This is a genomic window from Anaerophaga thermohalophila DSM 12881, from assembly GCF_000191885.1.
GTDB lineage: Bacteria > Bacteroidota > Bacteroidia > Bacteroidales > Marinilabiliaceae > Anaerophaga > Anaerophaga thermohalophila.
In genome coordinates this window covers 1-19,233 of sequence record NZ_AEWI01000046.1, presented here as the reverse complement: position 1 = coordinate 19,233, position 19,233 = coordinate 1, and the positions used below count along the sequence as shown (strand labels likewise).

The window sequence follows — 19,233 nt, the reverse complement described above, 5'->3', positions numbered from 1 at the left end:
TGAAATGCAGTATATCAATATGATATGGATCATCTTATATCTAAAAATCTAATATTCTGTTTTGTTTGCTTTTTCTTTTCAACAATCCATTCTTCAGGGGATACCGGACAAGCTTCCGGAACCGCAACCATTCGATCCTGATGTCAATCATGTGCCCCGGCGTAAAGACATTCTTTCAGAGGAAGAGAAGAAACTCGCAGTCAAAAATGCTTTGCGTTATTTTCCGGTAGAATTTCACAAGGTTTTGGCACCTGAGTTTCTGAATGAACTCAATAGCTACGGCCGGATTTATATGTACAGATTCCGCCCGCGTTACGAAATGAAAGCCCGTCCGATAGATGAGTATCCTCACAGGAGTCAACAGGCCGCAGCCATTATGCTGATGATCAGCAACAATCTTGATCCTGCTGTGGCTCAGCACCCACACGAGCTGATCACCTACGGCGGCAACGGAGCAGTCTTTCAAAACTGGGCTCAGTACCTGTTAACCATGCAATATCTGGCCACTATGTCTGATGATCAGACGTTGGTTTTATACTCCGGTCATCCTCTGGGGATTTTCCCTTCATCGACTGAAGCTCCCAGGGTGGTAGTTACCAACGGGATGGTGGTGCCCAATTATTCTTCCCCCGATCACTGGGAACGCTTTAATGCACTGGGTGTATCCCAGTACGGGCAGATGACAGCAGGCTCCTTTATGTATATCGGCCCCCAGGGTATTGTTCACGGGACTACCATAACCATTATGAATGCCCTCCGGAGATTGCAGGAGAAAAGCGGGTCTAAAGGCCGGTTGTTTGTTACTGCCGGTCTTGGCGGTATGTCGGGCGCACAGCCCAAAGCCGCCGGAATTGCCGGTTGTGTGAGCGTAACGGCCGAGGTAAACCCCAAAGCCATTCAAACCCGGTACTCACAAGGATGGGTAGATGAGGTAATGGATGATCTTGACTTTTTAAAAGAGAGAGTCTTAAAGGCTGTCAAATCTGAGGAAACCGTCTCCAGTGATGCTTTCAGGGGTGCCACGTGGGTGAGTTTGCATAATGGCGGCGGAGTAGGATGGGGCGAAGTCATTAACGGTGGTTTTGGTATGGTACTGGATGGAACAGAAGAGGCATCCCGGCGGGTAGCCAATATGCTTTTCTGGGATGTGAACAATGGCATATCGCGCCGCAGCTGGGCCCGTAATAAGGGTGCCTTATTTGCTGCTCAACGCGCCATGCACAAAGAGCCTCGCCTGAAAATTACCATGCCCAACCTGGCTGATGATGATTTAATTGAATCTTTGTTTTAATCTTCAAACATCATACTATATGGTCTGGAAATAGACTGTTCCAGTTCGTTCAGACCGATATTCCTGCTGAAACGGTATGTTTCCCTGCTGTCGAAGAAGACCAATACCGTTGGAACTACAAATATCCTGTTTTGAGCAGCTACTTCCGGTTGTAACATGGTGTCGCAATAGTACATGGACATAAGCGGAAATTTCTTTTCCAGCATTTGTTTGACTTTTGGCTTCAGCACTTTGCAAACATTGCATTGTTCGTGCGAGAAATAAATCAGGACGGCGGATTCTTTTTGAACGACTTCGTTGAAGTGTTGCGGTGACTGGATTATGTTCATGTTTTGTTTAAATTATTGGTAGAAGCGTAAAAGGGCAGGATGGTTGGATGGGCCTTTGATAATGTTTTATAGAGGCGCGCGACCGCGCGTCTCTATAAAACATTATCAACCAGCACCATCGCATAAGCTGAAATGCCTTTTCCTTCGCCTACAAAACCCATTTTTTCAGTCGTTGTTGCTTTGATGGATATTCTGGAAACATCGACGCTCATAACTTCGGCAAGTGTTTCCTGCATTTTCGGGATATGAGGATTCAGTTTGGGATACTGAAGACATACTGTTGAGTCCAGGTTCCCCAGTTCATATCCTTTTTCCCGGATTATTTGAATGGTCTTTTTCAGTAATATTTTACTATCTATGCCTTTGAGTTCCGGATCGGTGTCGGGGAAATGAAACCCGATATCCCTTAAATTGAGAGCACCGAAGAGGGCATCGCAAATGGCATGGATCAAAACATCACCATCCGAATGGCCTACGGAACCTTTCTCTGAAGGAATTTTTATTCCGCCAATCCAAAGTTCATAGTTCTCTGCAAGTTGGTGGACATCGTAGCCCATCCCGATACGTAATGACATGTCTCTGTTTTTAGATTGCAAAGATATATAAAAGAGGCAGAAGTTTGACAGGTAGAAGGCAGAAGGCAGAAGGCAGAAGGCAGAAGGCAGAAGGCAGAAAGGTGAGAAGGCTGAGAAGGGCATGATGGTTTTAGTGGGCATGGAGAAGGGAGCATAGAGCGAAAATTCCCCTTCCAGTGGTCGGTCTTTGACCCTGGAAGTGGAAAAAAAGATTGATAAAAGCAACCGACAGGCAGAAGTTTAAAAAGCATGAGCAGAAGTTTGACGCTGCCTGTCAGATGCTATATATTGGTTGTTTATTCATTATTGAGCCCGGTCTAAAAAGCATCTTTGTTGCCAACCTCAATGTTGTTTTAAATTTTTGAATCCTCATTAACAATGAGTTAACTCCGGTACAAAAATTTAAAACGCCTTGATTTTGACAAAAATATGCTTTTTATACCGCACTCATTATTAATTATTAAACATCTGGTCGAGGTCGACGCCCAGGGTAAATCTTATCGTGTTGGCCAGCGGGTTGTTTTGAACAACCGGGATGATGTACGATGCATCGATGTTCAGCATATTGAATTTGATGCCTACACCCGCGGTGAAAAATTTACGGTTTCCTTTGTTTTCGTGTTCATGAAAATAGCCGGCCCGAATGGCAAACTGATTGGCGTAAAGATATTCGGCGCCAACGCTGATGTTGATTTCCTGAAGTTCTTCTTTCAAGCCGCCCGGTGCATCGGAAAATGATTTAAACATTCCTGAAATAACCGATTGATCATCACTCAGAAACAGGGTTTCTGTTGTTTCTGTTGTATCGGGAGTGGGGACGAGCAGTTTATTCAAATCAAGTGTAAATGTTAACTTGTTATAATCGTCAAGCTCACTACTCAAAGCCGCACCCAGTCTTAGGTTTGTGGGGATGAACTGTTCGTGGTAATCGTCATAGGAAATTTTACTGCCAATATTGGAAATATTCAAACCTGCTGACAGTTTACTGTCTCTTCCGCCCAATTCTATATCATTCTGATAATAAAAAGCAAGGTCGGCTGCAAAAGAGTTTCCCGCCTGGTACGTTTCACTCCCTGAAAATCCACCAAGGCCGAGTTGCAAATCGGAGCGGATATACCTGAATGCAACGGCTCCCGAGAAGTGTTCTGAGAGAATACGACTGTAAGCGACATCAATGGCAAATTCATTTGGTTTAACAGGATATCCCATTTCAGGATTGCTCTCCTGGGTAAAAATAACTTCTCCCATTGAAAAATATCTCAGAGAAGCACTGACGGTCTGCATGTTATCAAGCTTTTTGAAGGCGGCTAAATAATAGAGATTGATGTCGTTTACCAGTTTACGCAGCCATGGTGTATAAGAAATGGCAACTCCCATTTCCTTGTTAATAAAGGCATATTTTGCAGGGTTCCAGTGTTGTGAGTTTACATCGGGAGAGGTGGCCACTCCTGTATTCCCCATGCCGCCTCCTCTTGACTCTGGTGCAATATCCAGGAAGGGAACAGCTGTACTTATGATATTTTGGCGTCCACTTATATTACCGGGATCAATAACTTCCTGTGCTCGTGTTGTCATTCCCAAGCTTACCAAAGCAACTGCAAAGATGACTTTTTTCAGAATTTGATTTCTCATTATTGTTAATTAATAGTTTCAAAATTTTTATTACAATAGTCAGTGAAAACTTTTACCAAAGGTTTAAAATAAATTTTTATAGTTTCTGGTTTCTTCGGTTTAGAATCAGGATTCCGGGCATTATAGGATACAGCTAAAGTCTAATATCAAAAAATCTGACCATCTGATTTTTATAAGGCCGGCAACAGCTTGCCTGTTACCTGTGTTTCATCACCCCTCTGGGATTTTAAAATCAGTCTTACGAAACAAATGCCGGTATGGTTCCACCCCGATTGCCCGAGTGGTAATCTGTATGGCCCTATAAAGTTACCGGATGTGATCAGTTCGTCTTCTACTGTCCCTGTTACCTGACCAGCGGAGTTGATAAACTGTATGGTTACATCGAGCAGAATATTCGGTATATCTGTTGTCAAAGTAACATATACATCGTCTCCCGGCTTGACAGGATTGGGAAAGAGTCTTAAGTTCCGTATGTTAATCCCGTGATTTTGCGCAATCTTGAAATCTAACGTACTTGTGGATGAATTATTGTAATTATCCCATACTTTCAGGGTAAGCGTGTGTTTGCCTTCTTCCAGTTGCGGTAATTGATACTGTATTGTCCCGCTCTGAAAATCATCCATTTCGGCAGTATATGCGTCGTTCAATATGCGTGGGTTTGAGGTATCCTGGTCTATAATAAGGGTAATATTGTGTCCGATTCCTGTGCCTGATGTGTTTATCCCCGATTCGTCGAACAAATGGGCATAAAGCATCGGTCGGGGACCGGTTTCCCCTCCATTCCTGAATTCAGGATGATTCAGGTACATCTCAATTTCAGGGCCTTTGGTGTCGTTAAGTGTTTCGTCGCTGATTCCGCCTATAACAAGATCGCTGAAGGCTCCGAAAGCTTCACGGCCGTCGTCTGACAATGCATAATAACTGATTCTGCCATTGTCGAAATTGTAACGGATGTCCTGCGGAACGACAAAAGAAATTTCAAATTCCCCATTTTCCACCGTGGCTCTGCCGCTGAACAGGATGTTGGCAAACTCACTGTATGTAAAGGGTACACTGCCGTCATTACCTAAAGTCCGGAGGTCAACCGCTTTATCGTACACCGTAATATATGCAGTACCGTTAAAATCCCGAATGGTGTTGCCATCGGGATCAATTACCTGTGCTTTAAGCGTATTCCGTGACATGGCATTTATGGTATCCGTATTATTTTCCACCCCGATGCCGTTTAGTTCAAGTGTGTTTATCCGGTTGCGGGGAAATAGCAGTTGCAGGGCAGGGTCTCCCAATAATGTAAAATTCAGTTTATTGGTATTCGAACCCGATTCAAGTTTGGTACGACGCATCATTTCTCCCAGCCGAAGCGGGTTACCGTTCTCGTCATATTCGAAAGCGTGGTTGTAAAATGCGTTATTAAGCGTAAAATTGAGGCTGGAGTAAACAATTCTGGTGGTGGATAAAAGCGCTATTCCGCCTCCGTTTGTGCTCAGAAAAACTTCTTCTCCGGCTGATGTGTGGTTATGATTATCAAACCGGCTGAATTCACATGTGGCGGTAATGAACAGTGGTAACTTTCGCTTATTGGTCCAGCTGTTGATGTCATTTTTTGTCACGATGCGTTCGTGAGCAAGGTTGTTTTCGCTGCCATGCCCGGAGTAATTAAATATTAAAGTTCCTTCGGAAACGGCTTTCTGAACATCTGCTTTGGCTTCGGGAAATTCACGGCCTACAGCACCTGTGGTTACTTCATAAGCGTCGAAATAGATTTTATCGATCTCAAATTGGGGATTACTGACGGCAATTTTTTGGGTAAGCCTGTCGGCATCACGCATGTGTATATTACCGTCCCCATCGTCTCCGATAAATGTCAGTCTTGTTTTCCATCGGCCGTTTTCCTGATTTTTGAGATAGAGTTCTGTTTTATCAACGGCGTTAACGGCTTCTTCCGGTGTTGAGACAGGGAATCGTCCGATACCGATGTCCAGACGGTCGTTTTGAAGTCTGTCACCTTCCTCATCATCCAGAAACCCGAAAAAATCATCGGTCACGAACGAATTGGTTATATGGAAAGATATGTCGGACTGATAAGTTGGAAGCGGAGCTTTGGGATTTTTATCTAAATCGCGGTTATCGTAGCTGCCGTCTCCAAAAAGAAGCAGCAGTTTTGGTGCATTTTCGCTATTCGCTCCTACTCTGTCGTACAGCATTTTTACAAAACTCCTGAAGGCACCGGGGTCGGGATGTCCCCATGAAAATTCATTGTATATCTTATCCCTTTCTGCGACAACCACTGACAGTCCGGAATAAGAGGTATGAATATCGGCCAGCCGGTTGGCCTGACCAATGAATTCTTCAGGAGCGACAATTATCATATCGGCAGGAGGCGTTGCATGCAGATTTTGATTTGGGATTTCCCCGATAAATTCCGGTTCTGGGAAGCTCATCGATGGTGCAAAAGCCACGTATTCTTTCACAATAGCAGTGCTGTCCTTAAAACTTAAAGTACTTTCTGCAATGTTTGTGTCCATTTGTCTGACTTCAAGGGGATTGGTCACATCCCACACGACAGTTCCCGAAGGTACATCCGATATCTGAAAGGATGAGACTCTTCCCGGTTCGGCCGAGAGGTGGTCACGAAATACTATCGGTCCGTTTTCTAATGTTAACCTGCTTCTTGCCTGCAATATCAGATAATCAAGCCACCCTATAGCAGATGAGGAAGCGTTGGAATATTGATATGAAATATCGATAGTGGAACCTGTGGCAGGGAATGTGATTTTATCTTCGGCGGTTCTGGCAAAGTAAGTATAATCAAAACTTGATAATGATACAGTGGCTACCGGAATTGATTTAGAGGTGTTATCATTGATGTTAATGTAAAAAGCCTGTGTTGAATTTGATCTGGCTGCTACTCTTGTGTACAGATGAGCCTGAGTGTTGGGAACAACTGCGGGGATTTCAAAAGAGAAAGTTCTTTGAAGCGTTAAGAGGGAATTGAATTTTTCTCCCAACCATTGATTTCCTGATTTCAGAAGGTTTTCGTTTTCTTCTTCATGGAAAAGAACATGATCATAGGTGGAGGTGGAGTAGATAGCTTCTCCTTCCGGCTTTTGCTGAATTACAGGCGATTCTGGTGAATCTTCGGTAGACAGGAAGAAGTACGCCATTGATGAATGGGCATGTCTTTTGTACTCAAACATCTCTTTTTGCTCATTCCATCTCCATTGCCAGGGACCTGAGCTAGTAAAAAAAACAGGCTGTTGTCTTTGTGCCAGCAGGGGATCACCGGTAAATCGTCCGGCCTGCTTTCACTGTTGTTCATGGGCACCATTATTCCTCCGTTACCATAAACCTGAACTTTTTGCGGCTCACTAAAACCATGGTTTTGAAGGGTTGAATAGGAGATTCTGTGAATCCCCTGTTGCGTCGTTCCGATTTTCACCCACTTACCGGATGCGAGCTTCGATGCCTGGACGTATTTTAAAGCGGCTGATTTCAGCTCGGATTTTTTTTTCGGGGCGGATATTTTCACAGAAAATTCCGTTAGTTTGTCCCATTTGTATCCCTCTTTTTCACTTATCCTGAAAGGGATGATCTCTAATTCAATGTATGGTGTCTTTCTGATAAAGACAATGCGGTGTCTGAATATTTCAGGAATATCGCTTTCTGAAATATCAGTTAATAGCTTGTCGTCTTGCAGGGGAGACCATTTTTCACCTTTGGCTTCAATATCTGCGTGATGATAATCCATCCCTGAAGGCAAAGGAATCAGACTAACAAATACCGGTAAGCCGGTAAAATCTTCATAGTATCCTTTCCCGTTGAAAGGGAGTTCCGGGTAACTAACGGATTCCTTCCATTCAATAGTTTTGACAATATGAGCGGAGTTGTCATATTCAGCACTTGCCGGGGCAATGAAACCCCACAATAAGAAGGAAATAAGTATTATGAATACTGAATTATTTGTCATAGTTTGTAAATGATGCTTCAAAATGAAGACCATGAGACTTTTTGGTCATTTCAGGCTGCCAAAAATAATCAAAAGGTTTTTATCCGTATAAAATTAGTCTAAGTTATTGGTCGAATGGAACTCGCATGTTTGATTATAATACATCAACTTTTGTGACAAACCTTGCCATACTCGTTTCATCTTACATTTAATAAATTGTTACGGCTGTTAGAATTGTTAAAGTTGTTAATATTGCTGCGATTGCTGCGATTGTTAGGATTGTTAATATTGTTAAAGTGTTAGTTGTTGAAATGTTATAAGTTTTATTACATTAGCTAACAATCTAACAATCTAATAATCTAATAATCTAACAATCTATTATGGTCATGCTCGTTTCATTATCAACAAAACCCTCCTCAACGACCGGGGAAACAGGTTTTACTATATAACGTTAAAACGCAAAATTAATTTAAAGGTTGTGATTATTTTATTTTTATCATTGAGTGCAGTATAAAAAGCATATCCTTTTCAAAATCAAGGCGTTTTAAATTTTTGTGTCGCTGTTAACCCGTTGCTAATGAGTGCCCGTCTATAAAGTCGGAAAAAGTTGTATCAAATTTTGTTTTGCCGAATAAAACGAGTATGACAAAAATTGTCACAAAAGAACATGTATAAGTTCTTGCATGCGAGTTCCATCCGACCTTAAAAATAAATTTTATACGGATGAAACAGGCATGGCAAAAGATTGCCACAACAAGAATATGTATACATTATAGCGTTGTAATCAATAAAGAAACAAAAACAGGGAACAGATTCTTCGTCGTTACCTCCTCAGAATGACATTAGGCAGTCTTTTATTCTGAACGGAGCGAAGGATCTAACCTTTAATCATCTGACATCAATTAAAGTATGATAAGATGAGACCGGATAAGTCGGGACGAGTTGCTATATACTAACGAATATACAATGCAATCGGCCAATAAAAAAAATAACTAAAGTTGGCCTTGCGGTATAACCTTTTTTTATTTTTGCAGTATAAAAACAATGAATTCGTGTGGATTTCGTTATACATGAAATGCGAATGGCAAAGATGGCCTTAATAAATCGTTAGATTTTTAGATATAAGATGTAAGATTGAAACGAGCATGGGAAGGTTTATCACTACTCCCGACTTAACCGGGCTCATGAATAAATGCTTTCATGTGAGTTCCCCGATGAATCGGTACAGGCTTTTTAGATCGGGTTCAATAATAAAATTAACATCAGGTAATAAATCATTTACCTGTTTTGGCTGATTGATAGTCAATTTTAGTATGAACCTAATCAGTTTTATGAAGATAATTCTTGCGAAAGGTGCAGGTTTTTTATCTTTGAAAGACATTATGTAGTAATTAAAAGAATTACAAGAAGATAAGTTATGAGATTGAAATCCAGACTTTTTATTCCCACATTAATGTTGGGATTGATGGTTTTAGCATCATGTGGTGGTGGCGCTAAGAAGAGTGCATCATCAACAACCGGTTGGACATACAATGACCCGGAAACCGGTGGATTTGAGTATCAGGCCGGCTTTGAGCAGGAAACAGGGCCTGGTCTTGTATTTATAGAAGGAGGTACCTTTATTATGGGGAATGTGGAAGAAGATGTAATGAAACATTGGAACAACAGTCCCCGCAGGGTTACCATTCGTTCGTTTTATATGGATGAAACGGAGGTTCGGAATGTTGATTATCGTGAATATCTTTACTGGATCAACCGTGTATTCATCGATATGCCACAGGTTTACAGGGATGCCCTTCCCGATACCCTGGTATGGCGCCGGCCTCTTGCCTACAACGAGCCCATGGTTGAAAATTATTTCCGTCATCCGGCTTACAGCGAATATCCCGTTGTGGGCGTTAACTGGTTGCAGGCCAACGATTATGCTGCATGGCGTACGGATCGTGTGAACGAAATGATTCTTGTGGAAAGAGGAATTCTTGAGCTGGATTTGCAGCAGTCGGGGCAAAACAATTTTGATACTGAAGCCTATCTTTTGGGAAAATATGAAGGCCTTCCGGGTGATAAACCACTTCAGGACCTTAATCCGGAAAGCGATACCCGAAGGGTGCGTGCCAGCGATGGTATTCTGCTTCCCCGTTATCGTCTTCCAACTGAGGCCGAATGGGAATATGCCGCTTTCGGTCTTGTAGGGAATTCTTATGAAGAAAGACTCACAGACCGACGCATTTATCCATGGGACGGACATGTTCTTCGAAATCCCTCGAAAAAGGAAAGAGGACGCTTTATGGCCAACTTTGTTCGTGATGGAGGAGATTACATGGGTATGGCCGGTGATCTGAACGATGCGGGCGATATAACAGTTCCCGTGGATTCCTATTATCCCAATGATTTTGGCCTTTATTGTATGGCCGGTAATGTGAATGAGTGGGTGGCCGATGTTTACAGACCTCAGTCACACCAGGATGTCCATGAATTCAGTCCATATCGTGGTAATATTTTCAGGCAAAAAGTGCTTGATGAAGAAGGATATGTGGTAGAACCCGACGAACAGGGTAATATCCGGTACAGGGAAGAAACCGCCGAGGATATACAGGATCGGAATAATTACCGGACAGCTGATAATCGTAATTACAAAGATGGTGATGCCCAATCCAATATATCTACCGGAGGAAACTGGTCGGCCAGCGAGTTAACAACCGACGACATGTATGAAGGTAGTACCGGCACTCTTAGTAGTACTATATCCGATCGTGCAAGGGTTTACAAAGGGGGGTCATGGAGAGACCGTGCTTATTGGTTGAGCCCAAGCACACGACGCTTTCTTGATGAGCGCGAAGCCAGGGATGATATTGGTTTCCGTTGTGCAATGACACGTGTTGGAGCACCTTCTAAAAATGGTAAAAAATAATTAAAGGGTGCACTCATTTGATAAACCGTAATAGATATTTCTGAGGCCGGGGGTAATCATTTCCCGGCCTTTTTTAGTTAGATAGTGCCCTGCCATAACGAATTAAATTGCCCTTTATGGACGGACACTGAAAATAGTGCTTGTTTATAAACTCGTAAAAGTTCTCACAATATGTGTGTCTGTTCAGAAAGCCCCAGTTGCAAGGCTTGCGAAGCCGTCAAAAACGGAGTTTACTTTTCGTAAATGAGTATTTTGGCGGCAAGCGTAACGCAGCAAATGGTATTTTATGGATAGACACTGAATAGAAGAACTGTATAAGCCATGAACAATATTGCCCGTTTGTACGAATTTTTTCTTGAAAGTGGGAAAGTATCTACCGATACCAGGAACATCATCCCCGGAAGCCTTTTTTTTGCATTGAAGGGCAAGCGTTTCGATGGAAATTCCTTTGCAAAGGATGCCCTGAATGCCGGCTGTCGGCTGGCAGTGGTGGATGATAAGAATCTTAAAGGCGAGAAGGATTGTTTTTGGGTTCCCGATGTTCTGAAAGCTTTGCAGGAGCTGGCCCGGCTTCACCGTCGAAAGATGAATATTCCGGTAATTGGTATAACGGGCAGCAACGGCAAAACCACGACAAAGGAGCTTATCGCTGCAGTTCTGGCAAAAAAGTATAACGTGTGGTATACGCAGGGCAATTTGAACAATCATATAGGTGTCCCCCTTACTTTATTATCCATGCCGCCTGCTACCCGTATTGCCGTAATAGAAATGGGTGCGAATCATGTGGGCGAAATAGCCGGCTTATGTGAAATAGCCCTTCCCGATCATGGTCTGATCACCAATGTAGGGAAAGCTCATCTCGAGGGGTTTGGTTCCTTCGAAGGTGTTAAAAAGGCGAAGGGAGAACTCTATGACTTCTTGAAAAAGAACGGAGGTGAGATATTTATTAATGTTGATAACCCTGATCTTTTGAAAATGGCGGGTCATTACCCGTGGATTGGTTATGGATCCGGCAAGGATGCCGTTGTAAAAGCTGAGAATGTGTCGGCAGACCCTATGCTTTCGTTTGAACTTACTACATCGCGGGTGAGCAGGATGACTATAACTACCCGGTTGACAGGCCTCTACAATAAAGACAATGTGCTGGCAGCTGCATCGGTTGCTCATTATTTTGGCGTGGAAGAAGAACTGGTTAAGGAAGCTCTTGAGCGTTATGAACCGAAAAATAACCGGTCGCAGTTATTTCATACCAAACGCAATCAAATCTTATTGGATGCCTATAATGCGAATCCGATGAGCATGAAGGCAGCACTCGATAATTTCAGGGCTATGAACCATCACCGGAAAGTGCTCATAATAGGTGGAATGAAGGAACTGGGAAATGATAGCCTGGCCGAACACAGAAATCTGATTGCTGAAATATCTGAGCTCGATTTTACCATTTGCTTTCTGACCGGACCGGAATTCAAAGATGTTGTACCTGCCGGGGATCGTTTTGTTTGGTACGATAATACGGCATCATTGAAAGACGCCTTACGGAAAGCTGAAATTTCCGGTGCATTGATTCTGATTAAAGGAAGCAGAGCCAACAGTCTCGAGGATGTTGTTGAAGTGCTTTAATGTTTGAGTACGGTCTAAAAAGCATCTTTGTTGCCAAACTCGTTGTTGTTTTAAATTTTTGCATCCACATTAACAACAAGTTAACTTCGGTAGAAAAATTTAAAACGCCTTGATTTTGACAAAAATATGCTTTTTATACCGCACTCATGTTTGCTTCAGGGGTTTTCCGGCAGCCGAAAATGCAGGTCTGAAAAACTGCGCTTCTTCCGGAGAAAGAAGTCAAATACTACGCTTCTGTGATAAATTTCCGGATGATTGTAGCATTTGACATTTTTCTGTAAATACTGTCTTTCCCGTGTCAAACTTCCGGCCTTTTTGAAATAGTCGCGACTGGCTTTGATTACCGCCCGAAAATTCCCAAACTCCCCCGAAAAAAGGAATTTTATGGCCGCAACTCCGTCAAGGAGTAAACGTATCGTCATTACTTTTTTGAAATTTTCGGGGGAGATATTCCGGTGAAGCATGAATAAATTGTTCCTGAAATTGAGGTAAGTTTTATGTGTCGACATGGCATTTAAAGTTCCTCCGCCAAGGTGGTAAACTTCGCTTTCCGCACAATATCTGATTTTAAGTCCCTTGTTTTTCATACGCCAGCACCAGTCAATCTCTTCCATGTGGGCAAAGAATTCTTCATCGAGACCACCCGACTGATTAAAAAGTGCGGTTCGGACCATCAGTGCGGCACCGCTGCCCCAGAATATTTCTCCCGACTGATCGTACTGTCCGTTGTCATGCTCCAGAACATTGAATATTCTTCCCCTGCAAAAGGTATATCCCCACTTATCGATGAAACCACCTGCTGCACCTGCATACTCAAACCATTCCGGCTTATTCATGTCTTTTATTTTAGGGACACAAGCGGCAGTATCAGGGTTTTCTTCCATGCATTTAATGAGCGGCTCCAGCCAGTTATCCCCGGGAATAACATCGGAGTTGAGCAATACCGAAAAGGGGCTTTCAGTTTGCTTTAACACACGGTTGTAGCCTCCGGCAAAACCATAATTTCGGTTAAGTCTGATGAGCTTAACTTCGGGGAACCTCTCTTCGATTAGCCCGGGAGAACCGTCGGTGGAACCATTGTCGGCCACGACGACCTTCACGCCGGGGTAAGCGCTTTTTTCTATGACCCCGGGCAGGAATCGTTCGAGCATATCCCTGGTATTCCAGTTTAGGATAATAACAGCAACTTTTGAATCCGGCATTGTGTTTCTATTTTGTGTCTGTCTCTCCATTAAACCGCGAAGATATCATTGTTTGGCCCATGCTTTCTGCTCCATGCCCTGTACTTCTGCATTCTGCCTTTTAAATTTCTGTCTTTTAGCTTCCTTGCGTTTGACAAACCTAACATAAAGCCCTTTAACTGGTGTTTGTCCCTAAAGTACCATTTGCTTTGTTACGCTTGCCGCCAAAAAACTCATTTACGAAACGAGCATGACAAAGTTTGTCACAAAAGAACATGTATAAACTCAATCATGCGAGTTCCATTCGACCAATAACTTCGACCAATTTTATACGAATGAAAAGTAAACTCCGTTTTTGGCGGCCTCGCAAGCCTTGCAACCGGCACTTTCTGAACAGACACCCGATTTGATACAACTTTCCCCGACTTTATAGATGATCACTAACTACTTTTATACTGATACTGATACTTCCACCGTCTGTGCGACCACAGCCATAGTTCAGGTCTTTCCGTTATGCACTTTTCCAGCAGGCGTACATGCCATTCGGTAATTTCAAATTCCTTGGCATTTTCAATGTCTCCATTCCATGGAACCACGTCGATGTGATAATGTCCTCTTTTGGGTTTTGAAACTTTGAAAAAGACCACCGCTCCTTTGACCATTTTTGACATTTTTTCGGGTCCAAGCAGAATGGGAGTTGGTTGGGTGAGGAAATTGGTCCAATATTGAATTTCGGTTCTGGCCGGACTTTGGTCGGCTATAAGGCCCAGTACGAAACGTTTGTTCTGTTTTTTTAACCCGGCTACCAGTCTCAGGGTTTTTTTCATGGGTACGTTTTTCGAGCCGAAGCGCGAACGCAACATTATCATGTATTTGTCAAAAGCTTTGTTTTTCAAGGGTCTGTAAACGCTGTAGCCCTGAGCCCTGATGTGTAAATTGATGGCAGGAACCCATTCCCAGTTTCCGTAATGACCAAGTACTGCAATGACATCTTTGCCTTCTTCTGCTGCTTCGTCAAGAAATTTTGTATTTGAAAAAGTGATGCGCTTATATATTTCTTTGTCAGAAATATGTTGCAGCTTTAGGGTTTCGATAAAGAGGTCGCAAAAGTGACGGTAAAATTTTTTGAGAATATTTTTTCGCCATTCATCTGATTGCTGAGGGAAGGCACGTCGCAGGTTGTCGAGGATAACTTTTTTACGATAACCGGCCAGAGAGACCGGGTAATAAAGCAGATCGGAAATCCTGTACAAAAAAGAGAGTGGCAGCAACGAAATGAGCCATATCAGCGGATACCAAATGTAATAGAGTAGTTTGTTCATTCAATACATTCTTAGATTTAAGAGGCTATCTAAAAACTCTTCCGAAGAAGGTCGGGACAGATTGTGATACTCTTTGTTCATTCTTTGTGTCGATCTGTATAAATTTTTTGTTTCACAACTTTTTCCGATTTTTCGGGAGAGATTCACGGAGCAGATACAAAGCCTGCGGAGTAAAGATTAGTCTTTGCGGACAACCTCATAAGATTTATGAGCCCGGTCTAAAAAGCATCTTTGTTGTCAAACTTATTGTTGGTTTAATTTTTATATCCTCATTAACAATAAGTTAACTCCAGTACCAAAATTCAAAACGCCTCGATTTTGACAAAAATATGCTTTTTATGCCACACTCATTTATTATTTCGTCATTATCTGTTCAATCACCTTCTGCATTTCTTCAAACATTTTACTGTTGGCGCAAACAATCTCTTTACCGAAAAGGTAGTTGTCGCCACCTTTGAAATCACTTACCCTTCCGCCTGCCTGTTGGACCAGAAAAGCCCCTGCAGCCACATCCCATGGTTTCAGATTGTATTCATAAAAAGCATCGAAGCGGCCACATGCCACATAAGCCAAATCGACAGCTGCAGAACCCATACGACGGAGACCATGGCTGTTTTTCATGAAAAAGTCGAGCGTATCCATGAAGTTGTTGATCAGACTGTAGTTGGAGTAGGGGAATCCGGTAGCAATCAGGCTGTCGGCTACTTTTGATGTTTCCGATACGTGTATTTCCTTGCCGTTAAGAAGAGCCGGCCCGCCTGTCCATGAGTAGAAACATTCGTCCATTACCGGTTCATAGATCACACCGGCAACAATTCTGTCCTTTTCCTGCAATGCGATACTAATGGCATAGGGAAACACCCCGTGGATGAAATTGGTGGTACCATCAATGGGATCAATGATCCAGTTGTAGGTTTCACCTTGTTTATCAGATGTGTTTTCTTCCGCAATAAAACCGGCTTCGGGCAGGAGCCGTCCCAATGCTTCGACCAGTTTCTTTTCCGAGGCTTTATCAATTTGGGTCACGAAGTCGTTTCGTCCTTTAGATTCAACATCCGGCTTGTTTTGCATTCGGTAATTTTTGACAAACAGGCCTGTTTCCCTTGCTATATCTACAGTTCTTTCACAAATTTCCTTGTAATCTGTCATTTTTTGCTGTTTTTTATTTGGTTCAAAGTTTCAAATTTTTGAAACATGATGAAACGGTTATGAGAAAGTTTATCGAAAAGCGTTTGCATGGAATACCTGACTTTGAACGAGCGAGCCCGGTAGTTGTATGGTCATATTCCCCGAAAGGGGTGATATGTTTTTGAGTTCCACATCAACAATGCTGTTTACCAGTTCAGGATTAAACGGGCATTCGACACGCAAATAGTTTTCACTATACCCGTGCATCAGTCTGTCTGATGAACGTTCTTCAAATAAAACCTTTGCCTTTGTTCCCTCGAAACGCTTATAGAATTTCCGCAGCTTGTATTCCGACAGTTCATGCAAAATGACACTTCTTCGTTTTCTTTCCTGATGCGGTACGGAATGTTCAATTTTCAGGGCTTGCGTGTTGGGTCTTTCGGAATAGGTGAAAACATGCAATTGCGAAATGTTCAGCCGATTGAGGAAATGACGTGTTTTTTCGAACTCTTCAACCGTCTCGCCCCGCACACCGGTAATTACATCGACACCGATAAAGGCATCGGGGAGATAGGTATTGATGGTTTCAATTCGCTCTCTGAAGAGGGAGGTGTCATATTTCCTTCTCATTAATTTAAGAATAGGATCGCTTCCCGACTGTAACGGGATATGAAAGTGAGGCATAAATTTGGATGAGCCTGCCACGAACTGTATTATTTCTTCCGTCAGCAGATTTGGCTCTATGGACGATATACGGAACCGTTCCACCTCGTCGACTTTTTCGAGGGCTTTTATCAGGCCGGCAAATGTTTCACCGGTGGGTTTTCCAAAATCACCAATGTTTACGCCGGTAAGAATAATTTCTTTGGCACCGGCTTTCCCGGCTTGTTTTGCCTGTTCAACGGTTGCTTCGATCGAGGCATTTCGCGATCGTCCCCTCGCCAGGGGAATGGTGCAATAGGAGCAAAAATAATCGCATCCGTCCTGTACTTTCAGGAAAGTTCTGGTTCGGTCACCCGACGACCACGATGGCATGAAGCTTTTGTCTTTGGCAATATTGCCGGCATGAATTTCAGCATTTTTGCGTTTTTCAAGCGTTCCACGGTAAAATGACATATCGAGCTTTTCGTTGCTTCCCAGCACCAGGTCGACGCCTTCAATCCGGGCAATTTTTTCGGGGTGAAGCTGGGCAAAGCAACCTGTTACAACGATAAATGCCGATGGATTTGTACGTAGAGCTCTGTGTATGGTATAACGACACTTTTTTTCGGCTGTTTCGGTTACCGAGCAGGTGTTGATGACATAGACATCTGCTCCTTCCCTGAAATCTACCCGCGTAAATCCTTCTTCCTCCAAATGACGTGCTATCGTTGATGTTTCGCTGAAATTGAGCTTACATCCAAGGGTATAAAACGCCACCGTTCGCTGCTGAAATTGTGTGTGATCTATCATAAAACAGATTGTTAGGTAAATCCGGTCTAAAAAGCATCTTTGTTGCCAAACTCGTTGTTGTTTTAAATTTTTGCATCCTCATTAACAACAAGTTATCTTCGGCACAAAAATTTAAAACGCCTTGATTTTGAAAAAGATATGCTTTTTAGACCGCACTCCTGGATTATTCGTTCTTAGTCGATCGTTTTTAAACCGGCTCATAAATTTTATACAAACCAATCTGCAAAGATAGGCAATGATTTTAAAGTGACGGTACCCTTGAGACCTTCATCCGCTTTTTTTACGAACGGTTGTGATAGTCTTTTCTACCCTAAAGCAGGTCCGATGCCAGTTCAGCCAGGAAGCTCCTCTCACCTTTTATCAGGTTGACATGGGCAAAAATATTCTGTCCCTTCATTTTGTCGGTGAGATAAGCCAGCCCGTTGCTTTGCATGTCGAGATAAGGGGAGTCAATCTGGTGAATATCGCCTGTAAATACCATTTTAGTTCCTTCTCCGGCGCGGGTAATGATGGTTTTTACCTCGTGAGGAGTCAGGTTCTGGGCTTCGTCAATAATAAAGAAAACATCGGAAAGACTACGACCGCGGATATAGGCCAGGGGCGTAATGACAAGCTCGTCGCGTTTTTGCATTTCTTCAATGATGTTTAGCTCCTTGCTTTGCTGGGGGAACCGGTTTTTTATGACTCCCAGATTGTCGAAAAGCGGCTGCATGTAAGGACCTATTTTTTCATTGATATCGCCCGGCAAAAAGCCAAGGTCGCGATTGGCGAGCGGCATGATTGGGCGGGCCAGCAGTATCTGGTTATATTGTTTATGTTGCTGAAGTGCAGCAGCCAGGGCAAGTAATGTTTTTCCGGTACCGGCTTTTCCTGTTAGTGACACCAGTGTAACATCGGGATTCATGAGCGCATGCAGAGAAAAGGTTTGCTCAGCATTTCGGGGTTCAATGCCAAAGGCGGAATGTTTTTCTACTCTTCTGACAGATTGTGTGTTGGGGTCGAACCAGGCCAACACGCTTTGGTTGTCATTTTTCAGAATCATGTACTGGTTGGCAGGCAACTGCTCATCAGTCATTGGGAATTCCGAACGCGCTACCTGACCATCTTTGTAAAGCGCTTCAATGATGGCTTTGTCGAAACCGTCGAACGTTTCCACTCCATGGTGGAGAATCTCTATATTTTTAACTTTGTCCGATTCGTAGTCCTCCGACTTCAGACCAAGCGATTTGGCCTTCATCCTCAGATTGATGTCTTTGGTGATAAGAATAGTCTGCCGTTCCGGGTTCTTTTCTTTTACATACAAAGTGATGGCCAGTATCCGGTGGTCAGGTGTATTTTCCGAGAATGAATCCTGCATTTCGGGGGGAAGTGGTTTCCCGGTTTCTATAAACAATCTTCCATGACCTTTACCCAGTGAAATACCATCGGTGAAGAGTTGTTCGCCCGAAAGCCGGTCCAGTTCACGTACAAATTCGCGTGCCTGGAAATTGATCTGATCATTTCCTTTCTTAAATTTATCAAGCTCCTCAAGTACCACAATCGGAATAATAATGTCGTTTTCTTCGAAGTTATACAGACATTTATGATCATGTAACAAAACATTGGTATCCAGAACGAATATCTTTCCTGATTTTTTCTTTTTGGCTGTCATTGCAAAAGGTTTTAAAGATTTGTTGTTTTTCTAAACAGAGCCTGTTGAATAAGTCAGCAGCCCTAATTTTATACTGATGAAACGAGCATGGCAACGTTTTGCCTTAATAGGTCATTAGGTCATTAGGTCATTAGATTATTAGGTCATTAGATTGTTAGATTGTTAGCTAATGTGATAAAACTTATAACATTCTAA

General features: G+C 42.9%; 13 protein-coding genes. 3 read left to right on the top strand and 10 right to left on the bottom strand.

The window, feature by feature from the left end; genetic code table 11:
- The first annotated feature begins 61 nt into the window (after positions 1-61).
- Positions 62-1,291, top strand: coding sequence for a urocanate hydratase (locus ATH1_RS0112840; protein ID WP_010422505.1), 1,230 nt, complete (start codon positions 62-64; stop codon positions 1,289-1,291).
- On the opposite strand, the gene ATH1_RS0112835 is transcribed toward ATH1_RS0112840, so the two are convergent.
- From ATH1_RS0112835 to ATH1_RS22880, 5 genes are all read right to left on the bottom strand, one after another.
- Entirely contained in the window at positions 1,288-1,620 is a 333-nt protein-coding gene (locus ATH1_RS0112835; RefSeq protein WP_010422504.1) for a thioredoxin family protein, read from the bottom strand. The genes ATH1_RS0112840 and ATH1_RS0112835 overlap by 4 nt on opposite strands.
- Positions 1,621-1,712: 92 nt before the next feature.
- Positions 1,713-2,195, bottom strand: a complete 483-nt coding sequence (gene ispF / locus ATH1_RS0112830) for a 2-C-methyl-D-erythritol 2,4-cyclodiphosphate synthase (protein WP_010422503.1) — start codon at positions 2,193-2,195, stop codon at positions 1,713-1,715.
- Between the two features lie 453 nt (positions 2,196-2,648).
- The gene (gene porV / locus ATH1_RS0112825) at positions 2,649-3,827 is read right to left on the bottom strand and encodes a type IX secretion system outer membrane channel protein PorV (RefSeq protein WP_010422501.1); all 1,179 of its coding nucleotides are present in this window, start codon (positions 3,825-3,827) and stop codon (positions 2,649-2,651) included.
- A 170-nt stretch (positions 3,828-3,997) separates the two neighbouring features.
- The gene (gene porU, locus ATH1_RS19495) at positions 3,998-7,024 is read right to left on the bottom strand and encodes a type IX secretion system sortase PorU (RefSeq protein ID WP_245531793.1); all 3,027 of its coding nucleotides are present in this window, start codon (positions 7,022-7,024) and stop codon (positions 3,998-4,000) included.
- Positions 6,943-7,794 carry a hypothetical protein gene (locus ATH1_RS22880; RefSeq protein ID WP_245531792.1) on the bottom strand — a complete coding sequence of 284 codons (852 nt, stop codon included), beginning with the start codon at positions 7,792-7,794 and terminating at the stop codon, positions 6,943-6,945. The genes porU and ATH1_RS22880 overlap by 82 nt, the downstream gene beginning before the upstream one ends.
- 1,396 nt (positions 7,795-9,190) lie before the next feature.
- On the opposite strand from ATH1_RS22880, the gene ATH1_RS0112815 reads away from it, so the two are divergent.
- Together ATH1_RS0112815 and ATH1_RS0112810 are read left to right on the top strand one after the other, a co-directional pair.
- Complete coding sequence (locus ATH1_RS0112815) at positions 9,191-10,684, top strand: SUMF1/EgtB/PvdO family nonheme iron enzyme (protein WP_010422498.1); 1,494 nt, start codon at positions 9,191-9,193, stop codon at positions 10,682-10,684.
- Positions 10,685-11,005: 321 nt separating this feature from the next.
- Entirely contained in the window at positions 11,006-12,304 is a 1,299-nt protein-coding gene (locus ATH1_RS0112810) for a UDP-N-acetylmuramoyl-tripeptide--D-alanyl-D-alanine ligase (RefSeq protein WP_010422496.1), read from the top strand.
- A gap of 155 nt (positions 12,305-12,459) precedes the next feature.
- On the opposite strand, the gene ATH1_RS0112800 is transcribed toward ATH1_RS0112810, so the two are convergent.
- The 5 genes from ATH1_RS0112800 to ATH1_RS0112780 form a co-directional block, all read right to left on the bottom strand.
- Entirely contained in the window at positions 12,460-13,506 is a 1,047-nt protein-coding gene (locus ATH1_RS0112800; protein ID WP_010422494.1) for a glycosyltransferase family 2 protein, read from the bottom strand.
- Between the two features lie 419 nt (positions 13,507-13,925).
- Positions 13,926-14,807 (bottom strand): lysophospholipid acyltransferase family protein, encoded by an 882-nt coding sequence (locus ATH1_RS0112795; protein WP_010422492.1) that lies wholly within the window; start codon positions 14,805-14,807, stop codon positions 13,926-13,928.
- 354 nt (positions 14,808-15,161) lie between these two features.
- Entirely contained in the window at positions 15,162-15,956 is a 795-nt protein-coding gene (locus tag ATH1_RS0112790; RefSeq protein ID WP_010422490.1) for an inositol monophosphatase family protein, read from the bottom strand.
- A gap of 69 nt (positions 15,957-16,025) precedes the next feature.
- Positions 16,026-17,387 carry a tRNA (N(6)-L-threonylcarbamoyladenosine(37)-C(2))-methylthiotransferase MtaB gene (mtaB, locus tag ATH1_RS0112785; protein WP_010422485.1) on the bottom strand — a complete coding sequence of 454 codons (1,362 nt, stop codon included), beginning with the start codon at positions 17,385-17,387 and terminating at the stop codon, positions 16,026-16,028.
- Between the two features lie 310 nt (positions 17,388-17,697).
- Positions 17,698-19,038, bottom strand: coding sequence for a PhoH family protein (locus ATH1_RS0112780; protein WP_010422483.1), 1,341 nt, complete (start codon positions 19,036-19,038; stop codon positions 17,698-17,700).
- Positions 19,039-19,233: the final 195 nt, after the last annotated feature.

What these genes read in the sequence shown, in the direction of transcription:
- ATH1_RS0112835 (WP_010422504.1), bottom strand. Translation starts at nt 1,620, where the DNA reads ATGAACATAATCCAGTCACCGCAACACTTCAACGAAGTCGTTCAAAAA.
- ispF (WP_010422503.1), bottom strand. Translation starts at nt 2,195, where the DNA reads ATGTCATTACGTATCGGGATGGGCTACGATGTCCACCAACTTGCAGAG.
- porV (WP_010422501.1), bottom strand. Translation starts at nt 3,827, where the DNA reads ATGAGAAATCAAATTCTGAAAAAAGTCATCTTTGCAGTTGCTTTGGTA.
- porU (WP_245531793.1), bottom strand. Translation starts at nt 7,024, where the DNA reads ATGTTTGAGTACAAAAGACATGCCCATTCATCAATGGCGTACTTCTTC.
- ATH1_RS22880 (WP_245531792.1), bottom strand. Translation starts at nt 7,794, where the DNA reads ATGACAAATAATTCAGTATTCATAATACTTATTTCCTTCTTATTGTGG.
- ATH1_RS0112815 (WP_010422498.1), top strand. Translation starts at nt 9,191, where the DNA reads ATGAGATTGAAATCCAGACTTTTTATTCCCACATTAATGTTGGGATTG.
- ATH1_RS0112810 (WP_010422496.1), top strand. Translation starts at nt 11,006, where the DNA reads ATGAACAATATTGCCCGTTTGTACGAATTTTTTCTTGAAAGTGGGAAA.
- ATH1_RS0112800 (WP_010422494.1), bottom strand. Translation starts at nt 13,506, where the DNA reads ATGCCGGATTCAAAAGTTGCTGTTATTATCCTAAACTGGAATACCAGG.
- ATH1_RS0112795 (WP_010422492.1), bottom strand. Translation starts at nt 14,807, where the DNA reads ATGAACAAACTACTCTATTACATTTGGTATCCGCTGATATGGCTCATT.
- ATH1_RS0112790 (WP_010422490.1), bottom strand. Translation starts at nt 15,956, where the DNA reads ATGACAGATTACAAGGAAATTTGTGAAAGAACTGTAGATATAGCAAGG.
- mtaB (WP_010422485.1), bottom strand. Translation starts at nt 17,387, where the DNA reads ATGATAGATCACACACAATTTCAGCAGCGAACGGTGGCGTTTTATACC.
- ATH1_RS0112780 (WP_010422483.1), bottom strand. Translation starts at nt 19,038, where the DNA reads ATGACAGCCAAAAAGAAAAAATCAGGAAAGATATTCGTTCTGGATACC.